The sequence below is a fragment of the Salipaludibacillus keqinensis genome, from assembly GCF_003226325.1.
Lineage (GTDB): Bacteria > Bacillota > Bacilli > Bacillales > Salisediminibacteriaceae > Salipaludibacillus > Salipaludibacillus keqinensis.
This window is the reverse complement of record NZ_PDOD01000002.1, coordinates 752,364-776,834: the sequence shown is the minus strand read 5'-3', so window position 1 is coordinate 776,834 and position 24,471 is coordinate 752,364. Positions and strand designations below refer to the sequence as shown.

Annotated in this window: 23 protein-coding genes and 2 tRNA genes; 23 read left to right on the top strand and 2 right to left on the bottom strand. The window is 38.6% G+C overall.

What is annotated here, in order from left to right; all coding sequences use genetic code 11:
• Nucleotides 1-45: 45 nt before the first annotated feature.
• The 13 genes from CR194_RS11065 to CR194_RS11005 all read left to right on the top strand — a co-directional run bounded on the left by CR194_RS11065 (nt 46) and on the right by CR194_RS11005 (nt 9,431).
• Nucleotides 46-501: an acyl-CoA thioesterase gene (locus tag CR194_RS11065; RefSeq protein WP_110609713.1), complete on the top strand. Its 456-nt coding sequence runs from the start codon at nt 46-48 to the stop codon at nt 499-501.
• Between the two features lie 109 nt (nt 502-610).
• The gene (locus tag CR194_RS11060) at nt 611-835 is read left to right on the top strand and encodes a helix-turn-helix domain-containing protein (protein ID WP_110609712.1); all 225 of its coding nucleotides are present in this window, start codon (nt 611-613) and stop codon (nt 833-835) included.
• Nucleotides 836-952: 117 nt separating this feature from the next.
• Nucleotides 953-1,804 carry a PRD domain-containing protein gene (locus CR194_RS11055; RefSeq protein ID WP_110609711.1) on the top strand — a complete coding sequence of 284 codons (852 nt, stop codon included), beginning with the start codon at nt 953-955 and terminating at the stop codon, nt 1,802-1,804.
• A 327-nt stretch (nt 1,805-2,131) separates the two neighbouring features.
• Entirely contained in the window at nt 2,132-2,395 is a 264-nt protein-coding gene (locus CR194_RS11050; protein WP_110609710.1) for a phosphocarrier protein HPr, read from the top strand.
• Nucleotides 2,395-4,110 (top strand): phosphoenolpyruvate--protein phosphotransferase, encoded by a 1,716-nt coding sequence (gene ptsP, locus CR194_RS11045; protein WP_110609709.1) that lies wholly within the window; start codon nt 2,395-2,397, stop codon nt 4,108-4,110. The genes CR194_RS11050 and ptsP overlap by 1 nt, the downstream gene beginning before the upstream one ends.
• 204 nt (nt 4,111-4,314) lie before the next feature.
• Nucleotides 4,315-4,794: a MarR family winged helix-turn-helix transcriptional regulator gene (locus CR194_RS11040; RefSeq protein ID WP_110609708.1), complete on the top strand. Its 480-nt coding sequence runs from the start codon at nt 4,315-4,317 to the stop codon at nt 4,792-4,794.
• 23 nt (nt 4,795-4,817) lie between these two features.
• A complete protein-coding gene (gene racE, locus CR194_RS11035) occupies nt 4,818-5,642 on the top strand; it encodes a glutamate racemase (RefSeq protein WP_110609707.1) in 825 nt (274 codons plus the stop codon).
• Between the two features lie 138 nt (nt 5,643-5,780).
• Nucleotides 5,781-6,929, top strand: a complete 1,149-nt coding sequence (locus CR194_RS11030; RefSeq protein WP_233254319.1) for a GerMN domain-containing protein — start codon at nt 5,781-5,783, stop codon at nt 6,927-6,929.
• 137 nt (nt 6,930-7,066) lie between these two features.
• Entirely contained in the window at nt 7,067-7,819 is a 753-nt protein-coding gene (gene rph, locus CR194_RS11025) for a ribonuclease PH (RefSeq protein WP_110609706.1), read from the top strand.
• A 42-nt stretch (nt 7,820-7,861) separates the two neighbouring features.
• On the top strand, nt 7,862-8,470 hold the full coding sequence (locus tag CR194_RS11020) for an XTP/dITP diphosphatase (protein WP_110609705.1): 609 nt from the start codon (nt 7,862-7,864) through the stop codon (nt 8,468-8,470).
• Between the two features lie 14 nt (nt 8,471-8,484).
• Nucleotides 8,485-9,000 (top strand): metallophosphoesterase family protein, encoded by a 516-nt coding sequence (locus CR194_RS11015; protein ID WP_110609704.1) that lies wholly within the window; start codon nt 8,485-8,487, stop codon nt 8,998-9,000.
• A 239-nt stretch (nt 9,001-9,239) separates the two neighbouring features.
• A tRNA-Gly gene (locus CR194_RS11010) sits at nt 9,240-9,313 on the top strand.
• 41 nt (nt 9,314-9,354) lie between these two features.
• Nucleotides 9,355-9,431, top strand: a tRNA-Arg gene (locus CR194_RS11005).
• 297 nt (nt 9,432-9,728) lie between these two features.
• Here the strand turns inward: CR194_RS11005 and CR194_RS11000 are convergent.
• Nucleotides 9,729-10,145 carry a hypothetical protein gene (locus tag CR194_RS11000; RefSeq protein ID WP_110609703.1) on the bottom strand — a complete coding sequence of 139 codons (417 nt, stop codon included), beginning with the start codon at nt 10,143-10,145 and terminating at the stop codon, nt 9,729-9,731.
• 173 nt (nt 10,146-10,318) lie between these two features.
• Between CR194_RS11000 and CR194_RS10995 the strand changes: the two genes are divergently transcribed.
• The 6 genes from CR194_RS10995 (at nt 10,319) to yihA (ending at nt 19,567) form a co-directional block, all read left to right on the top strand.
• Complete coding sequence (locus tag CR194_RS10995) at nt 10,319-11,377, top strand: tetratricopeptide repeat protein (RefSeq protein WP_110609702.1); 1,059 nt, start codon at nt 10,319-10,321, stop codon at nt 11,375-11,377.
• Between the two features lie 154 nt (nt 11,378-11,531).
• Nucleotides 11,532-12,824, top strand: a complete 1,293-nt coding sequence (gene tig, locus CR194_RS10990; protein ID WP_110609701.1) for a trigger factor — start codon at nt 11,532-11,534, stop codon at nt 12,822-12,824.
• A gap of 452 nt (nt 12,825-13,276) precedes the next feature.
• Nucleotides 13,277-14,548, top strand: a complete 1,272-nt coding sequence (gene clpX / locus CR194_RS10985; protein ID WP_110609700.1) for an ATP-dependent protease ATP-binding subunit ClpX — start codon at nt 13,277-13,279, stop codon at nt 14,546-14,548.
• A gap of 157 nt (nt 14,549-14,705) precedes the next feature.
• Nucleotides 14,706-16,391 carry an ATP-dependent protease LonB gene (gene lonB, locus CR194_RS10980; protein WP_110609699.1) on the top strand — a complete coding sequence of 562 codons (1,686 nt, stop codon included), beginning with the start codon at nt 14,706-14,708 and terminating at the stop codon, nt 16,389-16,391.
• 218 nt (nt 16,392-16,609) lie between these two features.
• On the top strand, nt 16,610-18,931 hold the full coding sequence (gene lon / locus CR194_RS10975; RefSeq protein ID WP_110609698.1) for an endopeptidase La: 2,322 nt from the start codon (nt 16,610-16,612) through the stop codon (nt 18,929-18,931).
• A complete protein-coding gene (gene yihA, locus CR194_RS10970; protein WP_110609697.1) occupies nt 18,932-19,567 on the top strand; it encodes a ribosome biogenesis GTP-binding protein YihA/YsxC in 636 nt (211 codons plus the stop codon).
• A gap of 96 nt (nt 19,568-19,663) precedes the next feature.
• Here yihA and CR194_RS10965 read toward each other — a convergent pair whose 3' ends face one another.
• Nucleotides 19,664-20,149 (bottom strand): LiaI-LiaF-like domain-containing protein, encoded by a 486-nt coding sequence (locus CR194_RS10965; RefSeq protein ID WP_110609696.1) that lies wholly within the window; start codon nt 20,147-20,149, stop codon nt 19,664-19,666.
• A 279-nt stretch (nt 20,150-20,428) separates the two neighbouring features.
• Between CR194_RS10965 and hemA the strand changes: the two genes are divergently transcribed.
• The 4 genes from hemA (at nt 20,429) to CR194_RS10945 (ending at nt 24,463) form a co-directional block, all read left to right on the top strand.
• On the top strand, nt 20,429-21,817 hold the full coding sequence (hemA, locus tag CR194_RS10960) for a glutamyl-tRNA reductase (protein ID WP_110609695.1): 1,389 nt from the start codon (nt 20,429-20,431) through the stop codon (nt 21,815-21,817).
• 15 nt (nt 21,818-21,832) lie between these two features.
• Nucleotides 21,833-22,654: a cytochrome C assembly family protein gene (locus CR194_RS10955; RefSeq protein ID WP_110609694.1), complete on the top strand. Its 822-nt coding sequence runs from the start codon at nt 21,833-21,835 to the stop codon at nt 22,652-22,654.
• 78 nt (nt 22,655-22,732) lie between these two features.
• On the top strand, nt 22,733-23,662 hold the full coding sequence (hemC, locus tag CR194_RS10950) for a hydroxymethylbilane synthase (protein WP_110609693.1): 930 nt from the start codon (nt 22,733-22,735) through the stop codon (nt 23,660-23,662).
• Nucleotides 23,663-23,680: 18 nt separating this feature from the next.
• Nucleotides 23,681-24,463 carry a uroporphyrinogen-III synthase gene (locus tag CR194_RS10945; RefSeq protein WP_110609692.1) on the top strand — a complete coding sequence of 261 codons (783 nt, stop codon included), beginning with the start codon at nt 23,681-23,683 and terminating at the stop codon, nt 24,461-24,463.
• Nucleotides 24,464-24,471: the final 8 nt, after the last annotated feature.

The following is a 24,471-nucleotide window of genomic DNA, read 5'->3' as shown; positions in this document are numbered from 1 at the left end:
AATAAAAAATGAATGATTATTCATTCATTGTCTAGGAGGATTTTTATGAGGCTACCAAGTTATATTGACCAAGTCGATCGTTGGAGAAACGAGTTCCAATATATTTATCCTGTAACGGTTCGTTTTTCTGAAACGGATGCATTTGGACACTTGAATAACACGAATGCTTTTGTGTTTTTTGAACACGCAAGAATTCAATTTTTTAAAGAGTCAGGATTAATGCAACATTGGATGAGTCACGATGGCGAAACGATACCTGTTACAGCAGACTTGCAATGTGATTATATGAAACAAATATTCTTTGATGAACAGTTGGAGATCGGACTGAAAGTTGTCGAAATTGGAAATTCATCAGTTGAAATTCACTATATGATTACAAATGAAACGAAAGAATTATGTATGTCTGGGAGAGGGAGGATTGTACAGGTATCCAAGAAAACAGGGAAGTCCACTGTTTGGGACGAGACAGCGATTGAAGCTTTGAAAACAGGTATTTATTAACAACATAACTCTTTGTTGTCACGGGCTCTGTACCTTTCACATAAGATATTGATGACTAAATATTCGCCAAAATATCGAAAGAACAGCCCATGCAAGGAAGGGTGAATGTATGAAGGATCATGATCTAAGGCCAAAACCATTGTTGACGAAAAGGGAGCGGGAAGTTTTTGAATTGCTCGTTCAAGATCAAACGACAAAAGAGATTGCTTCGCAGCTCTTCATAAGTGAGAAGACAGTTCGCAATCATATTTCAAACACGATGCAAAAGCTCGGGGTGAAGGGGCGGTCCCAGGCAGTCATTGAGTTGATTCGATTAGGTGAACTGAAGATCTGATGTAAACCGGCTTCTGATATGGAAGCCGGTTTATCGTTTTAGATTAGTTGATTTACACAGTGAATCTCTATATGATAAATGTAACTAAATGTCGAAGATATAAGAGAAGGTGTCTAAATGGTACAAGGACCTTTTACTGTTCAGAAAGCGCTAAACAATAATGTTGTTATTGCTCAGTCTGACCATAATCAAGAAGTGATTTTTATTGGAAAAGGTATCGGATTTGGAATGAAGAACGGTGATTACTTTGAGTCGACTACGTACGATAAAGTTTATTCCCTTGTAGATGAACAAGAACAGGAAAAATACATACGATTAGTTACAAAAGAAACAGAAGAAACATTATTAATTATCCATGAATCGATCGAGAAAATTCATGAGGTTATCGGTTTTCAATTAGGAGAACAATTACACTTTGCTTTAACTCAGCATTTGGCGTTGGCTCTTCAGCGAACCAGGGATCGGACAGAAATACAAAACCCTTTTTTAACGGAGACGAAATGGTTGTATTATGATACCTATCAGATTGCTGAGAGTGTTGTGGCGTTTATCCATGATAAGACGGGTTTGAGGCTTCCTGGGGCAGAGGTTGGTTTTATTACTCTTCATATTCAAAGTGCTATCCGTGACAGTCACTCTTCATTAAACAAAGAATCTGACCTTTTAGTAAGATGTGTCCGTTATATAGAAGAAAAGGCAGAAGTGAAATTAAGTCATGATCTCGTTTCTTTCCGTAGACTCATTCATCATATCAAACAAATAATGAAAGAGCCGGTGAATGATGAAGGATCGAAATTTAACGAAGAAGTGATATTAATGTTGAAGGAAAATAACCCTTTATGCTATAATATATCACGGAACTTAGTTCGGATGATTGAGAAGTCAGCAAGAGTATCCTTGGGCAGTTCGGAAGTCATTCATTTAATGATTTATGTCCAAACTGTGTTGGATAAACAAAATAAAACATAACTCGTTTACGTGTTACTGATATGATCAGGCATGAGTAAAGAGGTGTGTATGATTAAGGAATGTTGCAACATAATGCACCTTTCCATAGGGGGACCCTCATTTCATAGACAACCTTTACTCATGCCTTTTCCTTTTGATTGAAACCGCTTCTCTATTATTGTTACAGTGAAAGATAATGTTGTAAGATAAAGCGTGAGAAGAGATCAATTAGGGTAACAATAAGTAACGAAGGCGTAGACGAGTGTTTTAGTGCTTCTTGTCGTTCTAACAACATTCGAATTAAAAATGTAATTAAAATTTTACTAAACTTGAAGGAGTGTCTTAATCATGGCAGAAAAGAATTTCACTATTACAGCAGAAACAGGGATCCACGCTCGACCAGCTACACAGTTAGTAAATAAAGCAGGGCAGTATGAGTCAGAAGTTAGCCTGGCATATAACGGAAAATCCGTTAACTTGAAATCAATTATGGGTGTAATGTCTTTAGGTGTTGGCCAAGGTGCTGAAGTAACAATTAAAGCTGAAGGTCCAGATGCAGAGGAAGCTATTCAAGGTCTTGATGAAATTATGAAGCAAGGACTCGCTGAGTAATGTCAGTACAGCTAAACGGAATTGCAGCTTCAGCTGGAATTGCTATTTCAAAAGCATTTCGCCTTGAAACGCCAGATCTAACTGTTGTAAAGAAAACTGTAGAAAATGTAGAAGAAGAGCTACAAGTATTCGATTCAGCATTGGAAAAATCCAAGTCTGAATTAGAGGTAATAAAAGAGAAAACGAAAAATGATCTTGGAGAAGATCACGCTGAAATTTTCTCAGCTCATTTACTCGTGTTAAGTGACCCTGAATTAGTTGACACGATTCGTCAGAAAGTAAAAGATGATAAAGTGAATTCTTCTTTTGCGCTCAAAGAAGTTTCAGATACATTTATTACGATGTTTGAGAACATGGATAACGAATATATGAAAGAACGTGCTGCGGATATTAGAGATGTTTCTCAACGTTTATTAGCGCACATTCTTGGTAAACCTATCGTTTCTTTAGCAGAATTAAATGAAGAAGTCATTTTAATTGCTGATGATTTAACGCCTTCAGATACGGCTCAATTAAACAAAGATTTTGTAAAGGCCTTTGTAACAGATATTGGTGGAAGAACATCCCATTCAGCGATCATGGCTCGCTCGATGGAAATTCCTGCAGTCGTGGGGACGAAATCTGTCACTAAATCTGGTGAACAAGGAATGCAAGTCATTGTTGACGGTCTTGAAGGAAATGTGATCATAGATCCGACAGAAGAGGAACTGGCAGAGTATCGTCAGAAGCTTGCGGATTACGAAGAAAAGAAGAAGGAATGGGCGAAGCTTGTTCATGAACCTTCAAAATCTAAAGATGGTCAACTAGTAGAGTTAGTAGCCAATATTGGAACACCTAATGATCTTGAAGGGGTCATCAATAATGGTGCTGAAGGTGTAGGTCTTTATCGTACGGAGTTCCTTTATATGGGTAGAGATGAGCTTCCTACAGAAGAAGAGCAATATGAAGCTTACAAAAAGGTCGTTCAGAACCTCGATGGGAAACCTGTTGTCATCCGTACATTAGATATTGGTGGAGACAAAGAACTACCTTATCTAGATTTACCTAAAGAAATGAATCCTTTCTTAGGTTTCCGTGCGATTCGCCTTTGCTTGGAAAAGGATGATATGTTCCGAACGCAATTGCGTGCTTTGTTACGAGCAAGTGTATTCGGTAATTTGAAAATTATGTTTCCGATGATTGCTACATTAGACGAATTCCGACAAGCGAAAGCTATTCTTGAAGAAGAGAAGAAGAAGCTTCAAGAAGATGGAAAAGACGTAAGTGACAGCATTGAAATTGGAATCATGGTAGAAATCCCGTCTACAGCTGTCATGGCTCCGCAATTTGCAAAAGAAGTTGATTTCTTTAGTATTGGAACAAATGATTTAATTCAATATACTTTAGCAGCTGATCGGATGAATGAACAAGTCTCTTACTTGTATCAACCATACAATCCTGCAATTTTACGTTTAGTAAAAATGGTTATTGATGCCTCTCATGCTGAAGGTAAATGGACAGGCATGTGTGGCGAGATGGCTGGAGATGAATTGGCAATTCCATTACTTCTTGGACTCGGGCTAGATGAGTTCAGTATGAGTGCTACATCCGTACTCCCTGCCAGAAGTCAGATTAGTCAAATGACTAAAAGTGAAGCTAAAGAAGTTGCTGAAAAGGCACTTTTATTGAATACCGCTGATGAAGTAAAAGAATTGGTTGAAAAGTCATTTCTCTAATTCAGCACCTTTATACAAATGATGAATACGCTGATTTATAGTATGAATAACACTATAAATCAGCGTTTCTTTTTATTTAAAATCTCAAATGAGAGCTTTCTTTTCATTGAAAGACTTGATATTCTTATGAAAAACAAGGAAAATATAAAGTATCCTTATTTATATTCAACGACAGTGGAAAGAGATTTGAAAGGAGATAGGACAATGCCTGAACAGAGTAAAGAACAGACTGTGGATCTTACACAAGTAGCACATATTGAAAAATCATTACGTATGATTGCAGACATTGTCAAACAAAAGGGACGAGAAATCTTAAATGAATTTCCAATCACACCACCTCAATTTGTTGCCCTTCAGTGGTTACATGAATATGGTGATATGACCATTGGTGAACTATCATCAAAAATGTATTTAGCATGTAGCACGACAACAGATCTTGTAGATCGTATGGAAAAAAATGAACTTGTCGAGCGTGTAAAAGATACCAATGATCGTCGTGTCGTGAGAATCCATTTACTAGACAGAGGTGCTACGATTATTCGGGAAGTGATTAATGAAAGGCAAGCGTATTTACAAAACGTGCTTGGTGATTTTTCTACGGAAAATGTTGATTTTTTAGAAAAAAGTTTAAGCTACCTGTTTGATGAAATGAAGCGAGATGCAAAAACCTGGAAGTCATTTTAACTATAGAAAGAGGCCATTTGATTGTGAGAAAGCCTATTGGAGTTATTGATTCAGGAGTTGGCGGTCTAACAGTTGTGTCAGAGTTAATGCGTCAATTACCTAAAGAAGAAATCATTTATATTGGTGATACAGCTCGTTGTCCATACGGACCGAGGACGGAAGAAGAAGTTCGCACGTTTACGTGGGAGATGATTGATTACCTTCTTTCAGCAGATATTAAATTATTAGTAATCGGATGTAACACTGCCACAGCAGTCGTATTGGAAGAAGCGAAGGAGAAGTTATCTATTCCTGTGATTGGAGTCATCCATCCAGGAGCGATTGCCGCATTGAAGACGACAAAAAATAAAGAAGTTGGCGTGATTGGCACAGAAGGCACCATTTCCAGCGGAGCCTATCATAGGGAACTAACCTCAATCAACGATAAAGTAAAGGTAGTCAGCCTAGCTTGTCCTACGCTTGTTCCTCTTGTTGAAAGTGGAGAATTTAGTGGGGATGATGCAAAAGAAATTATTTCGGATGCTCTGTCTCCTATATTGGATTATGACATTGACAGCTTAATTTTAGGCTGTACTCACTATCCGCTCATTGCCCCTTTGATTCAAGATGTTACAGGGGAGAAAGTAGCTGTTATATGTTCCGGTGATGAAACGGCAAGAGAAGTCAGTGCTTTATTGTATTATAAAGAAATACTTTATACTGGGGAAAATCAGCCTAAACACATCTTCTATACCACAGGTTCCAAGAAGTTATTTCAAAAAGTAGCAGAAAGTTGGTTAGGGTGTCATCTATTCGAAGTAAGGGAAACAGATTTAAATTTAGTTACTACAAACCGCCAAATCAGATAACAATAATCAACAGAATATCTACCATTTTAAACACGACGTCTATGACGTTGTGTTTTTTCGTTACTCTGGAATTATCTTGGTATAAATACGTTAAAAGCTCGTATATATCATAGTACAAACAGTCAAGGAGGGAATGCAATGCAACGAGGTTGGAAACGAACAGGGCTCGCTATCTTGTTTTTCGCAACAATGGTGATGCTCTTTACTGCATGTGGATCACAAATCACAGATGATGTTCTTGAAGAGATTGATCCGCCACAAATTGATTATATTGAGGATGAAGATGAGCTGGAAGTAGAAGTGATGGACCAGGATGTTGATGACGGACAAATAAGTTCAATTACGGATGATATGGATGATGCAGAGGAGCCAATGGATGAAGAGGGTGCAGAGGAGAAAGGTGGTCCTGTGACCGTCGATGAAGAGCTCCATGAATTGTATCTCGTTGATCGGAATGGGATGGTTGCCCCTCAAACAATGAACATGCTTATGCCTGAGGATAAATTAACAGCACTTGTAGAACACCTAGTGCAGGAAGGGCCAGTGACAGAACAATTGCCAAATGGCTTCCAAGCTGTACTGCCACCAGAAACAGAAGTGTTAGGCGTTAAAGTAAAGAACGGAGTAGCTACCATTGATCTAAATGAGTCTTTTACGGATTATCATCCTTCTCAAGAAATGCAAATTCTTCAATCTATTACTTGGACATTGACGCAAGAAGAAGAAGTTGACCGAGTAAAATTAAGTATTAATGGAGAAGAGTTAGCGGCTATGCCACAAAATGACACGCCTATAGGGGAGGGGTACACTAGAGGACATGGTATTAATTTAGAAGTAAATGATCAAGCTGATCTTGTTTCAACTTCACCAGTTGTCGTCTATTTCCTTTCACAAACGGATGATCAAACATACTACGTCCCAGTCACGAGAAGAGTAGATCAACAAGATGACCTATATGAAGCGGTAATCAATGAACTGTTAGAAGGGCCATCTTACACGTCCCAGTTATTAACTGATTTCCGTCAGGAAGTAGCGCTAATTGAGGAACCAGATCTTGACAATGGAACGTTAACACTGAATTTTAATGAAGCTTTGTTAAGTCAATTGCAGGGCACGGCTATTTCAGAAAATGTCTTAAACATGCTCGTTCTTTCATTGACGGAACAAGAAGAGATTGAAAGTGTATCGTTGATGGTAGACTCTGAGTCTGCAATTATGATGAGTAACGGGGAGTCGCTCACAGAACCTGTAGTGAGACCTAATCAAGTAAATGTCGGTCAATTTTAATCTAACCTATATTTGAAATTGCTATTGGAAAGACTTATTATTAGAAGGAGCAGCTGTTAAAACCTGCTTCTTCTTTTCGTTTTTTAAGAAAAAATGGATTTACATAATTATAGTGAGACAAACTGAGGAGTGGTATCGTGCGTCAAGATCAACGACTTGATAATGAATTAAGAAAAGTAGAATTTATCACAAATTACATAAAGCATCCGGAAGGATCCGTATTGGTTACTTTTGGGGATACAAAAGTAATCTGTTCTGCCAGTGTGGAAGACCGAGTACCTCCTTTTATGAGAGGGAAGGGAAAAGGCTGGATAACGGCAGAGTATTCCATGTTACCAAGGGCAACGGAGCAGCGTAATATTAGAGAATCTTCTAAAGGGAAAATTACCGGAAGAACAATGGAAATTCAGCGATTGATTGGCAGGGCTCTTCGGTCTGTAGTGGATTTGGATGCCATAGGAGAAAGGACAGTTTGGATTGACTGTGACGTTATTCAAGCTGACGGTGGGACAAGGACAGTTTCAATTACAGGTGCTTTTGTGGCCATGGGGTTAGCATTTGAACAATTATTAAAAGCAGAGAAACTGAAGAAAAACCCTCTAAAAGGATATTTAGCAGCGATTTCCGTAGGTGTTAATGAAGAAAATGAAACGATCTTAGATTTAGATTATATCGAAGACTCTCAAGCCAATGTTGATATGAATGTTATTATGACAAGTGATGGTCAATTAGTAGAAGTTCAGGGAACTGGAGAAGAAGCAACATTTTCAAGAAAACAGCTAAACGAAATGTTAGACTTTGCTGAAAAAGGAATTTATGAGCTTTTCCAAATGCAAAAAGATGCATTAAAAGAATTCGGGGAAACCATCGAGAGCTCAGCTAAAGAATGACCTGAAATATTGAAGGTTAATGAAAACAAGGGGCGGGAAATAGTGAATAAAGAAATTTTTATTGCTACAAGGAACAAAGGGAAAATAGCAGAATTTAAAGCTTTTTTTCAACAAAAAGGTTTAACAGTGAAATCATTATTAGATTTACCGGAAGAGATAGATGTAGTTGAAGATGGGAACACCTTTGAAGATAATGCAATGAAAAAAGCGGAAACCATTGGTAAGAGAATAGGTAAAGCGGTTCTGGCTGATGATTCAGGATTGGAAGTTGATGCTCTTAATGGAAAGCCGGGGATTTTCTCAGCTCGGTATGCAGGTGAGGCTAAAAGCGATGAAGCTAACAATAAAAAGCTTCTAACTGAATTATCAGGTGTTCCGGACAAAGATCGAACGGCAAGGTTTGTTTGTGCATTGGCGATTTATTTTCCAACTGGAAAGGTGAAGACCGTCCGAGGAACGTGTGATGGAATCATTTCACAAACTCTAGAAGGAGATCACGGTTTCGGTTATGATCCCCTTTTCTATCTGCCTCAGTTGGATAAAATGATGGCGGAGTTAACAAAAGAAGAGAAAAATAAATTAAGTCATCGTGCGAATGCTTTAGTGAAATTAGCGGATTATTGGGAAGAGTGGTCTAAAGAAAATATTTAGAAAGGTGATTTGACATGAAAGCATTAGTAATGAGTGATAGTCACGGCTGGGATGCAGAAGTAAAGAAAATTGTTGATCGGCACCGTTATGAGGTGGATGCGTTATTCCATTGTGGTGATTCTGAACTCTCGGCCTCATCTTCAGCTCTGAATGAGGTTTACACAGTCCGAGGGAACTGTGATTTTGGAACTGACTTTCCTGAAGAGTGCGTGGAGGATGTAGCAGACATGAGATTTTTTGTAGCTCATGGCCATTTATTAAATGTAAAAACATCGGAAATGAATTTAATTTACAAAGGAATGGAAACGGAATCGCAGATCATTTGTTACGGTCATACTCACGTTCCACTGGCGATTCAGGAAAAGAATATGGTTATCTTGAATCCTGGAAGTATGCGTCTGCCAAGGCAGTATCCTAAGGGGACTTATGTAATCGTTGAAACGAAAGAAAATGAAATCGAAGTTAACTTTTATGACCTCGATGGAAACAAATTAGCTGACCTTAGTAAAAACTTTCACATAAACTGTTGACATTAAGGACGGAATTGTATATATTTATTATTGTCGCTGTTACGAAAAGTTAGATTAACAGTTAGCAAACACAATTCCGTCTTTTCTTTATGCGGGTGTAGTTTAGTGGTAAAACCTCAGCCACGAACAAAGCTTCAGTGAATAAGCTGTGAGTTGCTTCGACGGACAGAACTACAGAGCGATGCTAGAAGAGGAAGAAGCATGACAAAACAAAGTTTGAAAGAGAAATTTTTATAAGTGCGGGTGTAGTTTAGTGGTAAAACCTCAGCCTTCCAAGCTGATGATGTGGGTTCGATTCCCATCACCCGCTCCATTATTTCATTTAGTAACTCAAACAAAATATGAAAACCCAATGTCCCAGTAGCTCAGCTGGATAGAGCAACGCCCTTCTAAGGCGTCGGTCGGGAGTTCGAATCTCTCCTGGGACGCCATTTAAATTACTTACAGGTACCTTTTATAAAGGTGCTTTTTTTGTTGCTGTAAAAAAAGATGGACTCCTCAGTTGCTTATGTCTAGTTTAATTATATTTTCATCCTCGATCTGAATGATGATGAATGAACATTCTTCATTTGATGGTTCATCCGCTGAAAGGGAGCGAAGTTCTTCCTCGGTTCATGATGAAGAAACGAGCTGCATTTTTATTATCAGCGTAGTCTAAATGAAAAAGGCAAAAATAAAAACCTAGCCTGTCCTAGCTAGGATAAAAAAATACAAGTACCATGTCTCTCTTATTGTACTTTCTTCATATCATTCATGCTAGTCGGGTGGTACCCTTCAATTTCTGCAATGATCTCATCAAGTTGCTTCTCAGAACTTGGACTTGAGAACAAAATCGTCTTCCAACCTTTCATGTTTAAGTATACTGTTAACCAAGTGTTTTTAATGATTCCTTTATCTCGTGGGATAAGGGCGATTCGAAAAGGCTCCAAGGCAAGAGGAATGTCACTTCGTTTCTCTTTAATCTCACAACTTACGTAATATCCTCTCGATGTCAGTGCATCATATAGATATCGTAAATCACTAGGTAAAAGGCGAGACTCATATTTCTTCACAGTTGTAAAAGTCGGTCTTTTTGATCGGGGCTCCTTAAGAATGACATAACTGATCAGCGAAGCAATCATAACGAGCAAGAGCAATACCAGCATGAAGATTCCTCCTTCTTGAATAAGAGCTTTTTACTTCGTATATTCACCAAAAGACATAAATGAAAACATTTTTTTAAAAATTATGACTTTAGTCATTAATTAAGTTTGTCTTTCCATACCTTAATTGATAAACTAATGAAAAAGACACTACATAAAAAAGGGGGTCAGAATGTATGGGAAACGAAACAAATGGTTCAGACGATAACGTCATCCTTTTTCCAGGGCTTGTAGCTAAGCTTGTTGAAAAGGGAATGAGTTCCTTGAAGGAAAAAAAATACTATGACGCTTTATCCTACTTTAGACAATCAACTGAACTAGAACCAGATCATGCCCAAGCTCGTTACGGAATGGTTATTACAAATATTGAACTCCACCAACTAGAAGAAGCTAAGAAACATTGCGAATCAATGCTTAATGAAGGGATTGGCGATTACTATGATGTCCTACAAGTATATGTATCGCTACTTGTTCAATTGGGAGATTACCAAGAAGTCGTAGACATCTTAGATGCAGTGATTGCAGAAAATAAACTCCCAGCTAAGATGGCGGAATCACTTTATCATCTCTTGGAGTTTTCAAGACATATGACTGAAGGATTTGAAGAAGTAGATGAAGAGTTAGATATGATGGAGAAAGATTCTCTGGAGATTGTACCTTCGAAAGAAGAACTTATTCAAACACTAAAGAAGGGGAACCCTGATCAACAGTGGGGTGCGATTCAGAAATTAAGTCATCATGACTCTCAAGAAGTAGAGGAAGCATACCGGATATTTTTAAAAGGGAAAGAAAATCAACCTGTATTAAAAAGCTACATATTGCAAACGTTGAAAGAAATGAATGTTACAGGTGAATTTGAAGTACATAAATTTGGGCAACAGTATTCGGTAAGAATTGAAGATTTAGAGGATGTTTTTCATAAGAAATTTGGTACGTCAGTCGTAAGAAGGTTAGAACAAGTGTTAGGACAAGAGAATCCCTCTTTATTTGAAATGGTTCAACAAGTATGGTGGCATTACTTGTTCGCAATATATCCAAAGTCTCCCCAGCCTCTCCATATTGAAATATGGGCATGCGCTCTTCATCATATGGGCGTTGCGCTCCTTGAAGATGAGAAAAGCCTGAATGAAACGATCAAAAAGTATGAAGCTGATGAATTTGAAGTGAAGAAAGCGGTAGATCATTTAAAAGAAAGCGAGTCATTTTTATTTACGATGGGATCAAATCTTACATAACCAGAATTGGCATACATAATTAATAGGTTTAGCCGCTTCATATGAATGATCAATGATAAATCATTGAAAAGCAAGACACGTATGTTATAATATAAGGGTTGTAAATTAGACACGAGGAAAAAATGATTTATTTTATCTTGGAGGGAAAGTATATATGACTGCAAAATGGGAAAAAAAAGAAGGCAACTCTGGTGTATTAACTGTTGAGGTGAACAGTGAACGCGTAGATGATGCATTAGATCAAGCATTTAAAAAAGTAGTAAAGAAAGTTAACGTTCCAGGATTCCGTAAAGGACGTGTACCACGTCAGATCTTCGAACAAAAATTTGGTGTTGAATCACTTTATCAAGATGCGTTAGATATTCTTTTACCAGAAGCTTACTCAGAAGCTGTAGAAGAAGCGGCCATTGAGCCAGTAGACCGTCCTGAAATTGATATCGACGAAATTGAAAAAGGAAAGCCACTTACCTTTACTGCAACAGTTACAGTAAAACCTGAAGTGAAGCTTGGAGAATACAAAGGTCTTGAAGTAGAAGAAGAGAGCGTTGAAGTAACAGATGAAGACGTGGATCAAGAGATCACGCAACTTCAAGAAAAGAACGCTGACCTTGTTGCTGTTGAAGACGGCGAGGTTGCTAAAGGCGACACAGTAGTTATGGATTTTGAAGGTTTCGTTGATGGAGAGCCGTTTGAAGGCGGAAAAGCAGAGAACTATTCATTAGAAATCGGTTCTGGACAATTCATTCCAGGTTTTGAAGATCAGCTAATCGGCGTGAAAACTGGAACAGATGTAGAAGTAAACGTGGAATTCCCAGAAGAGTATCATTCTGAAGAGCTTGCTGGTAAGGCTGCTAAGTTCCAAGTTACGGTACACGACATTAAGCGTAAAGATCTTCCAGAATTAGATGATGAGTTTGCAAAAGATGTGAATGAAGAGCATGAATCATTCGAAGACTTGAAAAAAGACGTTCGTGAAAAACTTGAAACTGCTAAAAAACAAGAAGCTGAGGCGAAGATGAAAGATACTTTAGTCGAAAAAGCTACTGAAAATGCAGAAGTAGACATTCCACAATCGATGATCAACACAGAAGTTGACCGTATGTTAGAGGAATTTGGACAACGTCTACAATCTCAAGGAATGACGATGGATATGTATTATCAATTCGCTCAAACAGACGAAGAAGGAATGAAAGCACAATTCCAAGATGATGCTGCTAAACGTGTTCGCATGAACTTAACTCTTGAAGCTATTTCAATTGAAGAAAACCTTGAAGCATCTGAAGAAGATGTAGATCAAGAAATTGAAAAAATGGCTGAAATGTACCAACGTTCTGCTGATGAAATCAAGCAAATTCTTGCTATGCAAGGTGGTACAGATACATTGAAAGCGGACTTGAAAGTTCGAAAAGCGATTGACTTGTTAGTGAGCGAAAGCACTAAAAAGTAATCATAAATGTGAATGATTAGAAGAAGGCAGGGCGCGAGTTAATCGTGCCTTGTTTTATACATAAATAAAGACTTTACATTTGACAAGGAGATCATTTAACCACTAATCTTTAATCATACTACATATTGAAACAGCGTTCTTAAAGTGATTATTGATCAAACTAAATGTACCCTTTGATAATTAGATGATTGACTATCTATTTTCCAGAAAGTGTTTACGACTAATCGGATACCTCGTGCTTTTCTTATCATATTTAACTAAATTATGGTACACTTTAATGAGAAGGATAACTGAATTAATAAGCTGTTGTTTAAAATTTGTGTGAAAGTTCATCGTCCTTTTATGATTAAAAACACATATGCAGACGTACAATGTAAACATACAATTTGCGAGGGAACGAATTGTTTTCTTAATTAAAATATGTTTCAATCTTACCGTAAGGGGTGAAGAGGATGTTTAAATTTAACGAAGAAAAAGGACAATTGAAATGTTCTTTTTGTGGTAAAACACAGGATCAAGTAAGAAAGTTAGTGGCCGGCCCGGGCGTATATATATGTGATGAGTGTATTGAACTTTGTACGGAAATTGTTGAAGAAGAACTTGGAACGGATGAAGAAGTGGAAATGGAAGATATTCCTAAACCGCAGGAAATTCGTGAAATTCTAAACGATTACGTGATCGGTCAAGATCAAGCAAAGAAAACACTTTCAGTAGCTGTTTACAATCACTATAAACGTGTTAATTCCAGCTCAAAAAATGACGAAGTGGAATTGGCTAAAAGTAACATTTGTCTAATCGGACCTACGGGAAGCGGGAAGACACTTTTGGCACAAACGTTAGCGCGGATCTTGAATGTTCCGTTTGCGATTGCAGACGCTACTTCTCTAACTGAAGCAGGGTATGTTGGGGAAGATGTAGAGAATATTTTATTAAAATTGATTCAATCAGCTGATTACGATGTGGAAAAAGCTGAACGTGGAATCATTTATATTGATGAGATTGATAAAGTAGCTCGTAAATCAGAAAATCCATCCATTACAAGAGATGTATCAGGTGAGGGTGTTCAACAAGCACTTCTGAAGATTCTTGAAGGTACGACTGCAAGTGTACCGCCTCAAGGAGGACGTAAGCATCCTCATCAAGAGTTTATTCAGATTGATACTACTAACGTTCTGTTTATTGTTGGTGGTGCCTTTGACGGAATCGATCAGATTATTAAACGACGTTTAGGTAAAAAAGTGATTGGATTTGGTTCTGAAGTTGGGCAAGAAGATTTGCAAGAAGGACAATATTTATCTAAAATCTTGCCTGAAGACTTGCTTCGTTACGGACTGATCCCCGAATTTATCGGAAGATTACCGGTTATTGCCAGCTTGGAGCATTTAGATGAGGCCGCTTTAATGGAAATTTTAACACAACCTAAGAATGCTCTAGTTAAACAGTATCAGAAGTTACTGGAGTTGGATGATGTTGAACTGGAATTCTCTGATGATGCTCTTCGTGAAGTGGCGAAACAAGCCATTGAACGTAAAACAGGAGCTCGTGGTTTAAGGTCTATTATTGAGTCAATGATGCTCGATGTTATGTATGAACTGCCTTCTCGAGATGATATTGCTAAGTGTATCATTACGGATGAGACGGTAAGGGACCACAAACGCCCGACATTACTATCTGAGAACGGTGAAGAAATAAAAGATCAACAAGAGCCAAAAGAAAGTGCATAAGTCATAGAGGTCTTCCTTTTAAAGGAAGGCCTTTTCTTATGTGCTTCTTTTCTACACACATATCAAACTTACTAATTTCTACCTCCTTTGAAAAATGAGATTAACTCGATTCTGTTCGGAAACACTAATTTCACAAACAGTTACAGGAGGATGGAAAATGACCTTAACAGGATTTGCGTTTCTTATCCAGCTTTTTTTCGGTGTGGTGATTGGTCTCTATTTCTGGAATTTGCTAAGAAATCAACGAACTCAGCGAGTATCCGTCGATAAAGAATCTCAAAAAGAGATGGAACAGCTAAGACGTTTAAGACAGATAAAATTAACTGAACCTTTATCAGAGAGAGTTCGTCCTAAATCTTTTGCCGACGTGGTCGGACAAGAGTATGGGATTCGCTCTTTAAAGGCAGCCATATGCGGACCGAACCCTCAGCATGTGATTATTTACGGGCCGCCGGGTGTAGGGAAGACTGCAGCGGCTAGATTGGTCTTAGAGGAAGCTAAGAGAAATGCTCACTCACCTTTTACGAGAAACTCTGTTTTCGTCGAACTAGATGGAGCGACTGCGAGGTTTGATGAACGTGGGATAGCAGATCCTCTTATTGGATCAGTACACGATCCTATTTATCAAGGGGCAGGAGCTATGGGGCAAGCGGGGATTCCTCAACCTAAACAAGGTGCAGTAACCAAGGCCCACGGTGGAGTATTATTTATTGATGAAATAGGCGAATTGCATTCCATACAAATAAACAAATTATTGAAAGTGTTAGAGGAGCGGAAAGTGTTTTTAGAAAGTGCTTATTACCATGAAGAGAACAAACAAATTCCAGATCATATCCACGACATCTTTCAAAAAGGACTACCAGCAGATTTCAGGTTAATTGCAGCAACGACGAGACGGCCTGAAGAAATCCCCCCTGCTATTCGCTCTCGGTGTGTTGAGGTTTATTTCAGGGACTTAACTCCGGAAGAAGTGAAAGTGGTAGCGAAAAAGGCGATCAAACAATTGAATTTTCATGTAGAAGAAACGGTCTATGAGTTGGTAGCGAGATATGCCACAAACGGGAGAGAAGCGGTCAATATGATTCAACTCTCAGCTGGAATTGCCCTGAATGAAGGAAGAAATGTTCTCCGTTCCCTTGATTTGGAGTGGGTCATCCATGCAGGTCAACAATCTCCTAGGATGGAAAAGAAAATATCACCATTTGATAAAATTGGCTTTGTAAATGGCTTAGCTGTTGGTGGACCTGGGGTAGGCTTTGTATTGGATCTTGAAGTGACCGCCATAAAGAAAGAAGGACTTGGGTCAATTACCGTTACGGGAATCGCAGATGAAGAAAGCACAGGCAATCAAATGAGGACAATGAAACGTAAAAGCATGGCCAAAAGCTCTGTGGAGAATGTATTAACAGTCCTACAGCATATGGGTGTCCAGATAGGAGATTATCAGCTCCACGTTAATTTCCCAGGGGGAGTCCCTGTAGATGGACCTTCGGCGGGAATTACGATGGCAACCGCTATTTATTCGGCCATTCATCAAATTCCAGTACCGTATTCAGTGGCGATGACTGGCGAAGTAGGGATCCATGGAGACGTGAAACCAGTAGGGGGCATCGTTGCTAAAGTTGAGGCAGCCAAACAGGCTGGAATAAAGAAAGTCATTATTCCAAAAGCCAATTGTCAATCAATCTTAACAGAAATGGAAGGGATTTCAATTTATCCTGTTGATCATTTAAAGGAAGTTTTTGATTTCACATTAAAGGTAAAAGACAAGCAAAGGGAAGAGAAACAAGAAGCAATCCTTTCATCTGTTGCATTGTTAGACAAAGAAGGGACAATAGGATAAAATTGAACAAGCATCAGGTTAGCCCCTAAGACGTGATCCAATGGGATGACGTCGTTTTTGCGAAGGGTCTACTCCATTTATAGTTCTTCACCCCCTTGTTAGAGAGGGATGTACGCGGTGAAGACGAACAATTATACGAAGAAGGCTTTCACTAAAAACTGTTGGTGATAAGCCTCCAACTCTAAATAGAGTATGGAAAATACGGAGGTGTTTTACATATGAGCGAACAAACATTGAGAAAAATACCACTACTTCCATTAAGAGGATTACTTGTGTATCCGACAATGGTTCTTCATTTGGATGTAGGTCGAAAAAAGTCCGTTCAAGCGTTGGAAAAGGCGATGGTGGAAGACAATGAAATTTTTCTTGCCACACAGCGAGAAATTTCCACAGATGAACCTGAAGAGAAAGATATTTATTCTGTTGGTACATTAGCTAAAGTGAATCAAATGCTTAAGCTGCCGAATGGAACTATTCGTGTCCTTGTAGAAGGCCTTCAGCGTGGGTATATTGAAAATTATATTGATCATGAAGACTTATCTGAAGTAGAAGTGGAATTGATAGAAGAACGGCAAGAAGCGACCGTTGAAGAACAAGCGATGATGCGCAATGTTCTGGAACAATTTGAACAATATATTCAAATATCGAAGAAGATTTCACAAGAAACGTTCGCATCTGTTTCAGATATCAGTGAGCCTGGAAGATTGGCTGACATTATATCTTCACATTTGCCCCTTAAAATTGTTCAGAAACAAGAGATTCTTGAAACAATTGCAGTGAACGATCGCATAGCTCAAATATTGGACATTTTAAGCAACGAGAGAGAAGTACTAGGGCTAGAAAAGAAAATCGGTCAACGTGTAAAGAAATCGATGGAAAAGACGCAAAAGGAATATTATTTACGTGAACAGATGAAAGCGATCCAAAAGGAATTAGGTGATCGTGAAGGCAAGGAAGGCGACATAGAGGAATTGACTGAAAAGATTGAAAAAGCGAGCATGCCCGAATCTGTGGAAGAAAAAGCATACAAAGAATTGAAGCGGTACGAAAAAATGCCTGCAAGTTCTGCAGAAAGTTCCGTGATCAGAAACTATATTGAATGGCTCGTGCAAATTCCTTGGAACAAAGAAACTACTGACTTGCTTGATATACATCGTTCGGAAGTTATATTAGATGAAGACCATTATGGCCTTGAAAAAGTGAAAGAACGAGTGTTAGAGTACTTAGCTGTGCAGCAGCTTACGAAAGAACTTAAAGGACCTATTCTTTGTTTAGCGGGACCTCCAGGAGTAGGGAAGACTTCTCTAGCCAGATCGATCGCAAGGTCCTTAGATCGTAATTTTGTGCGGATGTCTTTAGGGGGCGTTCGTGATGAAGCTGAAATTCGAGGGCATCGCCGGACGTATGTGGGCTCTATGCCAGGTCGTATTATTCAAGGAATGAAGAAGGCAGGCAGTGTTAACCCAGTCTTTTTACTAGATGAAATAGATAAAATGGCCAACGACTTTAGAGGAGATCCTTCTTCTGCTTTACTAGAAGTGTTGGATCCGGAACAAAATAATACTTTTAGCGATCACTTCATTGAAGAACCTTATGATTTGTCAAAAGTCATGTTCGTCACTACAGCGAACAATATTGGTGCAATTCCTGCTCCATTAAAAGATCGTATGGAAGTCATCCATATTCCAGGCTACACGGAAGTGGAAAAAATGGAAATTGCTAAAGGTTATCTCTTGCCTAAACAATTGAAGGAACATGGCTTAACCAAAAGCAAACTTCAAGTAAAAGATGAAGCTATTTTAAAAGTGATTCGTTATTACACGAGAGAAGCTGGAGTAAGAAATTTAGAGAGACAAATGGCCACGATTTGCAGAAAAGCTGCTAAAATGATTGTCTCCAATGAGAAAAAACGTGTAGTCGTAACTGATAAAACGATCGAGCAGATGTTAGGAAAACCGAAATTCCGTTACGGAAAAGCGGAATCAGAAAATCAAATTGGAGCAGCGACAGGTTTAGCCTATACAGTTGCCGGAGGAGACACGTTAACTATTGAAGTGTCTATAGCTCCTGGTAAAGGAAAATTAACGTTAACAGGGAAACTTGGAGATGTTATGAAAGAATCGGCTCAAGCTGCATTCAGTTATATTCGGTCTAAGTCAGAAGAGTTATCGATCGATCCAAGTTTTAATGAAAAGAACGATATCCATATCCACGTTCCAGAAGGGGCAGTACCAAAAGATGGGCCTTCTGCTGGGATCACGATGGCGACAGCCCTTATTTCAGCTTTAACGAATCGTGCGGTTCGACGAGAAGTTGGGATGACAGGGGAAATTACTCTCCGAGGTCGAGTTCTTCCTATAGGAGGATTGAAAGAAAAATCTATGAGTGCTCATCGCGCAGGATTAACCCATATCATTATGCCAAAAGATAATGAGAAAGACTTGGAAGATATCCCGGACAGTGTGCGGGATGACCTGACGTTTATTCCAGTTTCACACTTAGATGAGGTACTCAAACATGCATTGGTAGGGAATAAATAAATGAAAACAACAAGCGCAGAATTAATTATAAGTGCAGCGAAAGATCATCAATTTCCCGGAGGGCCTTATCCTGAAGTGGCTCTCTCAGGACGCTCGAATGTGGGCAAGTCCTCATTTATTAATACATTGTTAACTCGTAAAGGATTAGCTAGAACGTCTCAACGTCCTGGAAAGACTCAGACATTGAATTTCTACTTCATTAATGACCGTTTCCATTTTGTCGATGTTCCAGGATACGGTTACGCCAAAGTATCTAAATCGGAACGTGAAGCTTGGGGTCGTACGATGGAAAGTTATTTTGAAAAGAGAGAACAGTTAAAAGGCGTCGTTCAACTCATTGATGCAAGACACAAGCCAACGGTTGATGATGAGATGATGTATGACTGGTTGAAACATCATGACCTCCCTGTAATCATCGTTGCAACGAAGGCTGATAAAATTTCTAAAGGGAAATGGGATAAACATATTAAGCAAATCAGAGAAGGGCTCCAAGTGGACAAAGAAGATCCAGTTATATTATTTTCTTCTGAAACTGCCTACGGTAAAGACCGAGCTTGGAAGGAAATCACGCAACTGCTATTTTCAAAGACAGAGCGTTTTCCGAAAGAGAACGATGAAGAGAATGAACCTAGCTAATCTTTTAAAGAGGTTATCTGATTCAAAAACCTTCACAAAAAAAGTGAGCTACTTCACATCTTGAAGGGCTCACTTTGTGTTAATGTGACATTACAGCTATTTTTTACGAAAAAATAAAAGGTATAGTCCTACTAGAATAAGAATCACTGACCAATAAGAATCTAATGCTGGATGGATGGAATGAAGCCACTCCATAATTGAAGTGAAGAACAACGCAGATGCAGATATGAGCAAAAGAATGATTCCCGTTGCAGCCCCGTCTCGTTTATTAACAAAATATTTACATAGAAAAGCGATGGCAATGACTAACGTGAAATAGGGCCATTGAAAATTCCAATATTCAAATGTATGTATAGCGTGAAATAATATCCCGAAACCTAGTAAAACGATCCCTGAGAACATTTTATGGTCATCTCGGTTTGAGAAACCTTGAAAAGTTAGGGCGAGGCCAAAGAATAATAGGATTGAAGGCCATTTAAGAAGAATATCTGTATAAGGAAGTGAAAAATCAAACTGTTGGGATAAAAAATAAATTCCCACAATGATTAACATCACTCCAGGTAGTGTCCGATTTGATTTCATAGTAAGGGTAGCTCCTTCGATTTAGCAGAATTAAGTGACTAAAAACAGTCTTTTAGGGCAAGATATCATTTAAACATAGAATAATTTTCACACATAGGAAGTCATTGTCAGCCTTGTCACAAAGTTTTCACTAGAAAAAAAGCATTAGATTTATTGTGTTCAGATTAAAAATGTTATAATATAAGACGAGTTATTCATAAACGTACAAAAACAATTTTTTGTCATATTAAGATAAACAATGTAAAATAGATGTCGGTTTGAAGTCAGGGGGGTGACCATATGCATATTCTAGTAACCAGTTTGAATTATAAAACAACTCCAGTAGAAATACGAGAGAAATTTTCTTTCCAAGATGATCTTGACGAAGCGTTAACAACATTACGCCAATCCAAAAGCGTGTTAGAATGTGTGGTTGTTTCGACCTGTAACCGTACAGAAATTTACGTTGTAGCAGATCAATTGCATACAGGTCGTTATTATACGAAAGTTTTTCTTGCTGACTGGTTCGGTATTGAAAAAGAAGAATTCAGTCATTATTTGCAAATCCGTGAAGATGAGCATGCGATTGAGCACCTTTTCAGGGTAAGCTGCGGTCTCGATTCGATGATTTTAGGTGAGACACAAATACTTGGACAAGTTCGCACAGGTTTTTTAGCGGCACAAAAGCAACAAACAACTGGAACCATCTTTAATCACTTATTTAAACAGGCGATTACCCTTGCTAAAAGAGCGCACTCCGATACTGCGATTGGGGAAAATGCTGTATCTGTCAGTTATGCTGCTGTAGAGCTTGGCAAGAAAATATTCGGTGACTTTAAAGATAAAAAGGTTTTAATTATGGGCGCCGGTAAAATGAGTGAATTGACGGCAAAACATTTGTCTTCAAGTGGGGTAAATGATATAACTGTGATTAATAGAACGAAACAAAAAGCTGAGGAATTAGCGAAGAAATTTCTTGGTAAAGCAGAAGATATTAGTCACTTAGACAACTCTCTTGAATCTACGGATATTTTAATTAGCTCAACAGGTTCAAAAGATTATGTTATTCATAAAGAAGAAGTGAAGCAATTAATCAAGAAAAGAAACGGTCGTCCGCTGTTTCTAGTTGATATAGCTGTTCCTAGAGACTTAGATCCGGAACTTGCTGATCTTGATAATGTGTACTTGTATGATATAGATGATTTGCAAGGCATTGTAGCTGCAAATCTTGAAGATAGAAAACAAGAAGCTGAAAAGATTGAACTTATGGTTGAAGAAGAGCTAGTTTATTTTGGACAATGGTTGGATACATTAGGTGTTGTTCCAGTTATTACTGCTCTTCGTGACAAGGCTACAGCGATCCAATCTGATACGATGGAAAGTCTTGAAAGAAAACTATCCAGTCTATCTGATCGGGAAAAGAAGGTTATTAGGAAACATATGAAGAGTGTGATTAATCAGCTTCTGCGTGATCCGATTACGGCGCTAAAAGAAGTACCGGAAGAAGAAAACTCAGAGGAATTGCTCGCTTATATGACAAGAGTATTTGCTCTTGAAGAACAATTAATGAAACAAGAAAATGTGTTAGCTTGTGATATTCAGATCAACAGAATTGAGCGAGAGTGGAATATTCAGAAACGGAAATCAAAATTGGCTGCGCAAAGCGAAGCGGTCGCCCGCTCTTTCTAGAGAGGGGATTGGAGCATGTTAGGTTTAAATTTGCTATATATCCTCATCATCGTATTTTATTGTCTGAGTGTACTCGGATACTTTATTGATTTTATACAAAACAACCAGAAGGTGAATCGAATTGCCTTCTGGTTGCTTTCTATTGTCTGGATCTTACAATTGGTATTTTTAGGATTGAGAGCGCTTGAATATAGTCGTCTGCCAATTATGACGATATTTGAAGGGATGTTTTTCTATGCCTGGATTCTTGTGACGTTCTCTCTTATTATTAACCGATTGTATCGGATGGATTTTCTTATTTTTTTCGTCAATTTAATTGGTTTTTCTGTACTGACCATCAGTATTTTTGCTCCAGCAGGCGATGTATCTTCACAATTAGCTGAATTATTTATTTTAGAACTGCTGATTATTCATGTGGTCGTCTTGTTGCTGTCCTATGCCACGTTTACTTTATCGTTCTCTTTTTCGATGCTATATTTTCTACAGCATCAAATGTTAAAGAAGAAACGGTGGGGAGAACGGATGACAAGAACAGGAAATTTATCAAATCTAGAAAAGAGATCGTTTATTTTCGCATTAATCGGATTTCCATTGATGTTAATTGGTCTTATTCTTGGGATGATTTGGGCTTGGATCAAGTTTGAAACGATCCCTTGGTATGATTTAAAAGTGTTGAGCTCTTTTATTGTTCTTATTGTATACGGGATATATTTATTTCAGTATCAAGTCAAGAAAAAGAGAGGCTACAATTTAGCACTATTAAACATCGCTGCGTTTCTAGTCTTATTGATTAATTACTTTTTATCCAGTTCGTTTTCAGAATTTCATATTTGGTAGATAGATACATAACCCATGACAGTCATTGGGAAAGTTGATTAGAATAAAAGATATTTATAAGTACAACGGAGGTTCTACATGAGAAAAGTAGTAATAGGTTCAAGAAGAAGTAATTTAGCCATGACTCAAACTAGATGGGTGATTGATCAATTAAACGCTTTAAACCTCCCTTATGAGTTTGAGATCAAAGAGATTGTGACAAAAGGAGATAAAATTCTTGATGTTACCTTATCGAAAGTAGGCGGAAAAGGTCTATTCGTTAAAGAGATTGAAAAAGCGATGTACGACGGTGAAATTGATATGGCTGTCCACAGCATGAAAGACTTGCCTTCTGAAATGTCTGACGGGCTTGTGATTGGTGCTGTTCCCGACAGAGTGGATCCACGAGACGCATTCATTTCCAATAGTGGCGAAACGTTGATGGAATTACCTCCAGGATCCATTGTTGGAACGAGCAGTCTTAGACGGAGTGCGCAAGTTCTTGCTCAGCGCCCTGATTTGAAAATTCAGTGGATACGAGGAAATATTGACACAAGGTTACGCAAATGCCGGGAAGAGGAGTTTGACGCAATTATCCTTGCTGCTGCTGGACTAGAACGAGTTGGGTGGACAGAAGACATCGTGACGGAATTTCTAGATCCGACTATATGCCTTCCAGCCGTTGGTCAAGGAGCATTAGGGATTGAATGTCGAGAAGAAGATAAAGATTTACGATCTCTTCTTGCTCATATTAACCATCCTGAAACAGAAAGAACAGTAGCTGCTGAGCGGTCTTTCCTTCACACCGTTGAAGGCGGATGCCAAGTACCAATTGCAGGTTATGCTCAGTTAGAAAAGGATAATCAAGTGACGCTAACCGCTTTAGTTGCTTCCCCGGACGGACAAACTATTTTTAAAGAAACAGTTACGGGAAATGACCCTGTGGCGATTGGAAAACAGGCAGCAGAGAAGATGCTGAACGAGGGAGCAAAAGAAGTACTTGATAAAGTCAAAGAAGAATTGGAATAATTTCAAGGGAGATTTCTGATGAGCTCACTTCGAGGACTTCGAATATTAAATACAAGAGCTGTTCATCAAGCTGCCTCTTTAACAAATGCAATTAAACAACGGAGGGGAATTTCAATCGAAATTCCCCTCATTTCCATACAATCACCTAGAGACAAAAACAAACGATCGAACCAGCTGAACGGGATCTTTCAATGTGACTGGGTTATTTTTACAAGTGCGAATGGGTTTTACTTTACACGTAAAGCTATAGAAGAATGTGGCTACTCTCTTTTGGATGTCCTACAAACGAAAAAAATAGCCGTCGTAGGGAAAAAAACAGGAAAAATATTGGAGAGAGAAGGATATTCGCCAGCTCTTTCTCCTGCTCAATTTGATGCAGAGCATTTAGCAGAGGCATTGATAGAAGAATCTTCTGCGGAAGAGACATTCTTTTACCCAAGAAGTAGTCAGTCTCGAAATGTGTTAACAGACAGGCTGGCTAAATCTGGCCGAAAGATTTTTGATATGGTAGCTTACGAAACAGTCTCGAACACCGATCAACAAAAGCGCCTGAACGACTTGGTTGGCAGGAGGGAATTAGATGTTATTCTGCTTACTAGCCCGTCGGCTGTTCGGTCTTTTTTCTCTCAACTGGAAAAAGAGCATAGACCTTATGTAACTTCTCAGCTGATCTTTGCCGCCGTGGGTGTTGTGACAGCTGAAGCCCTTTCGCGTTATGATATAGAAAAGCTGATTATTCCAAATGAATTTACTTTGGATGCAGTATTATCCAAATTAGTAGAGTATCGTGAGAACATTTAGAGGAGGAA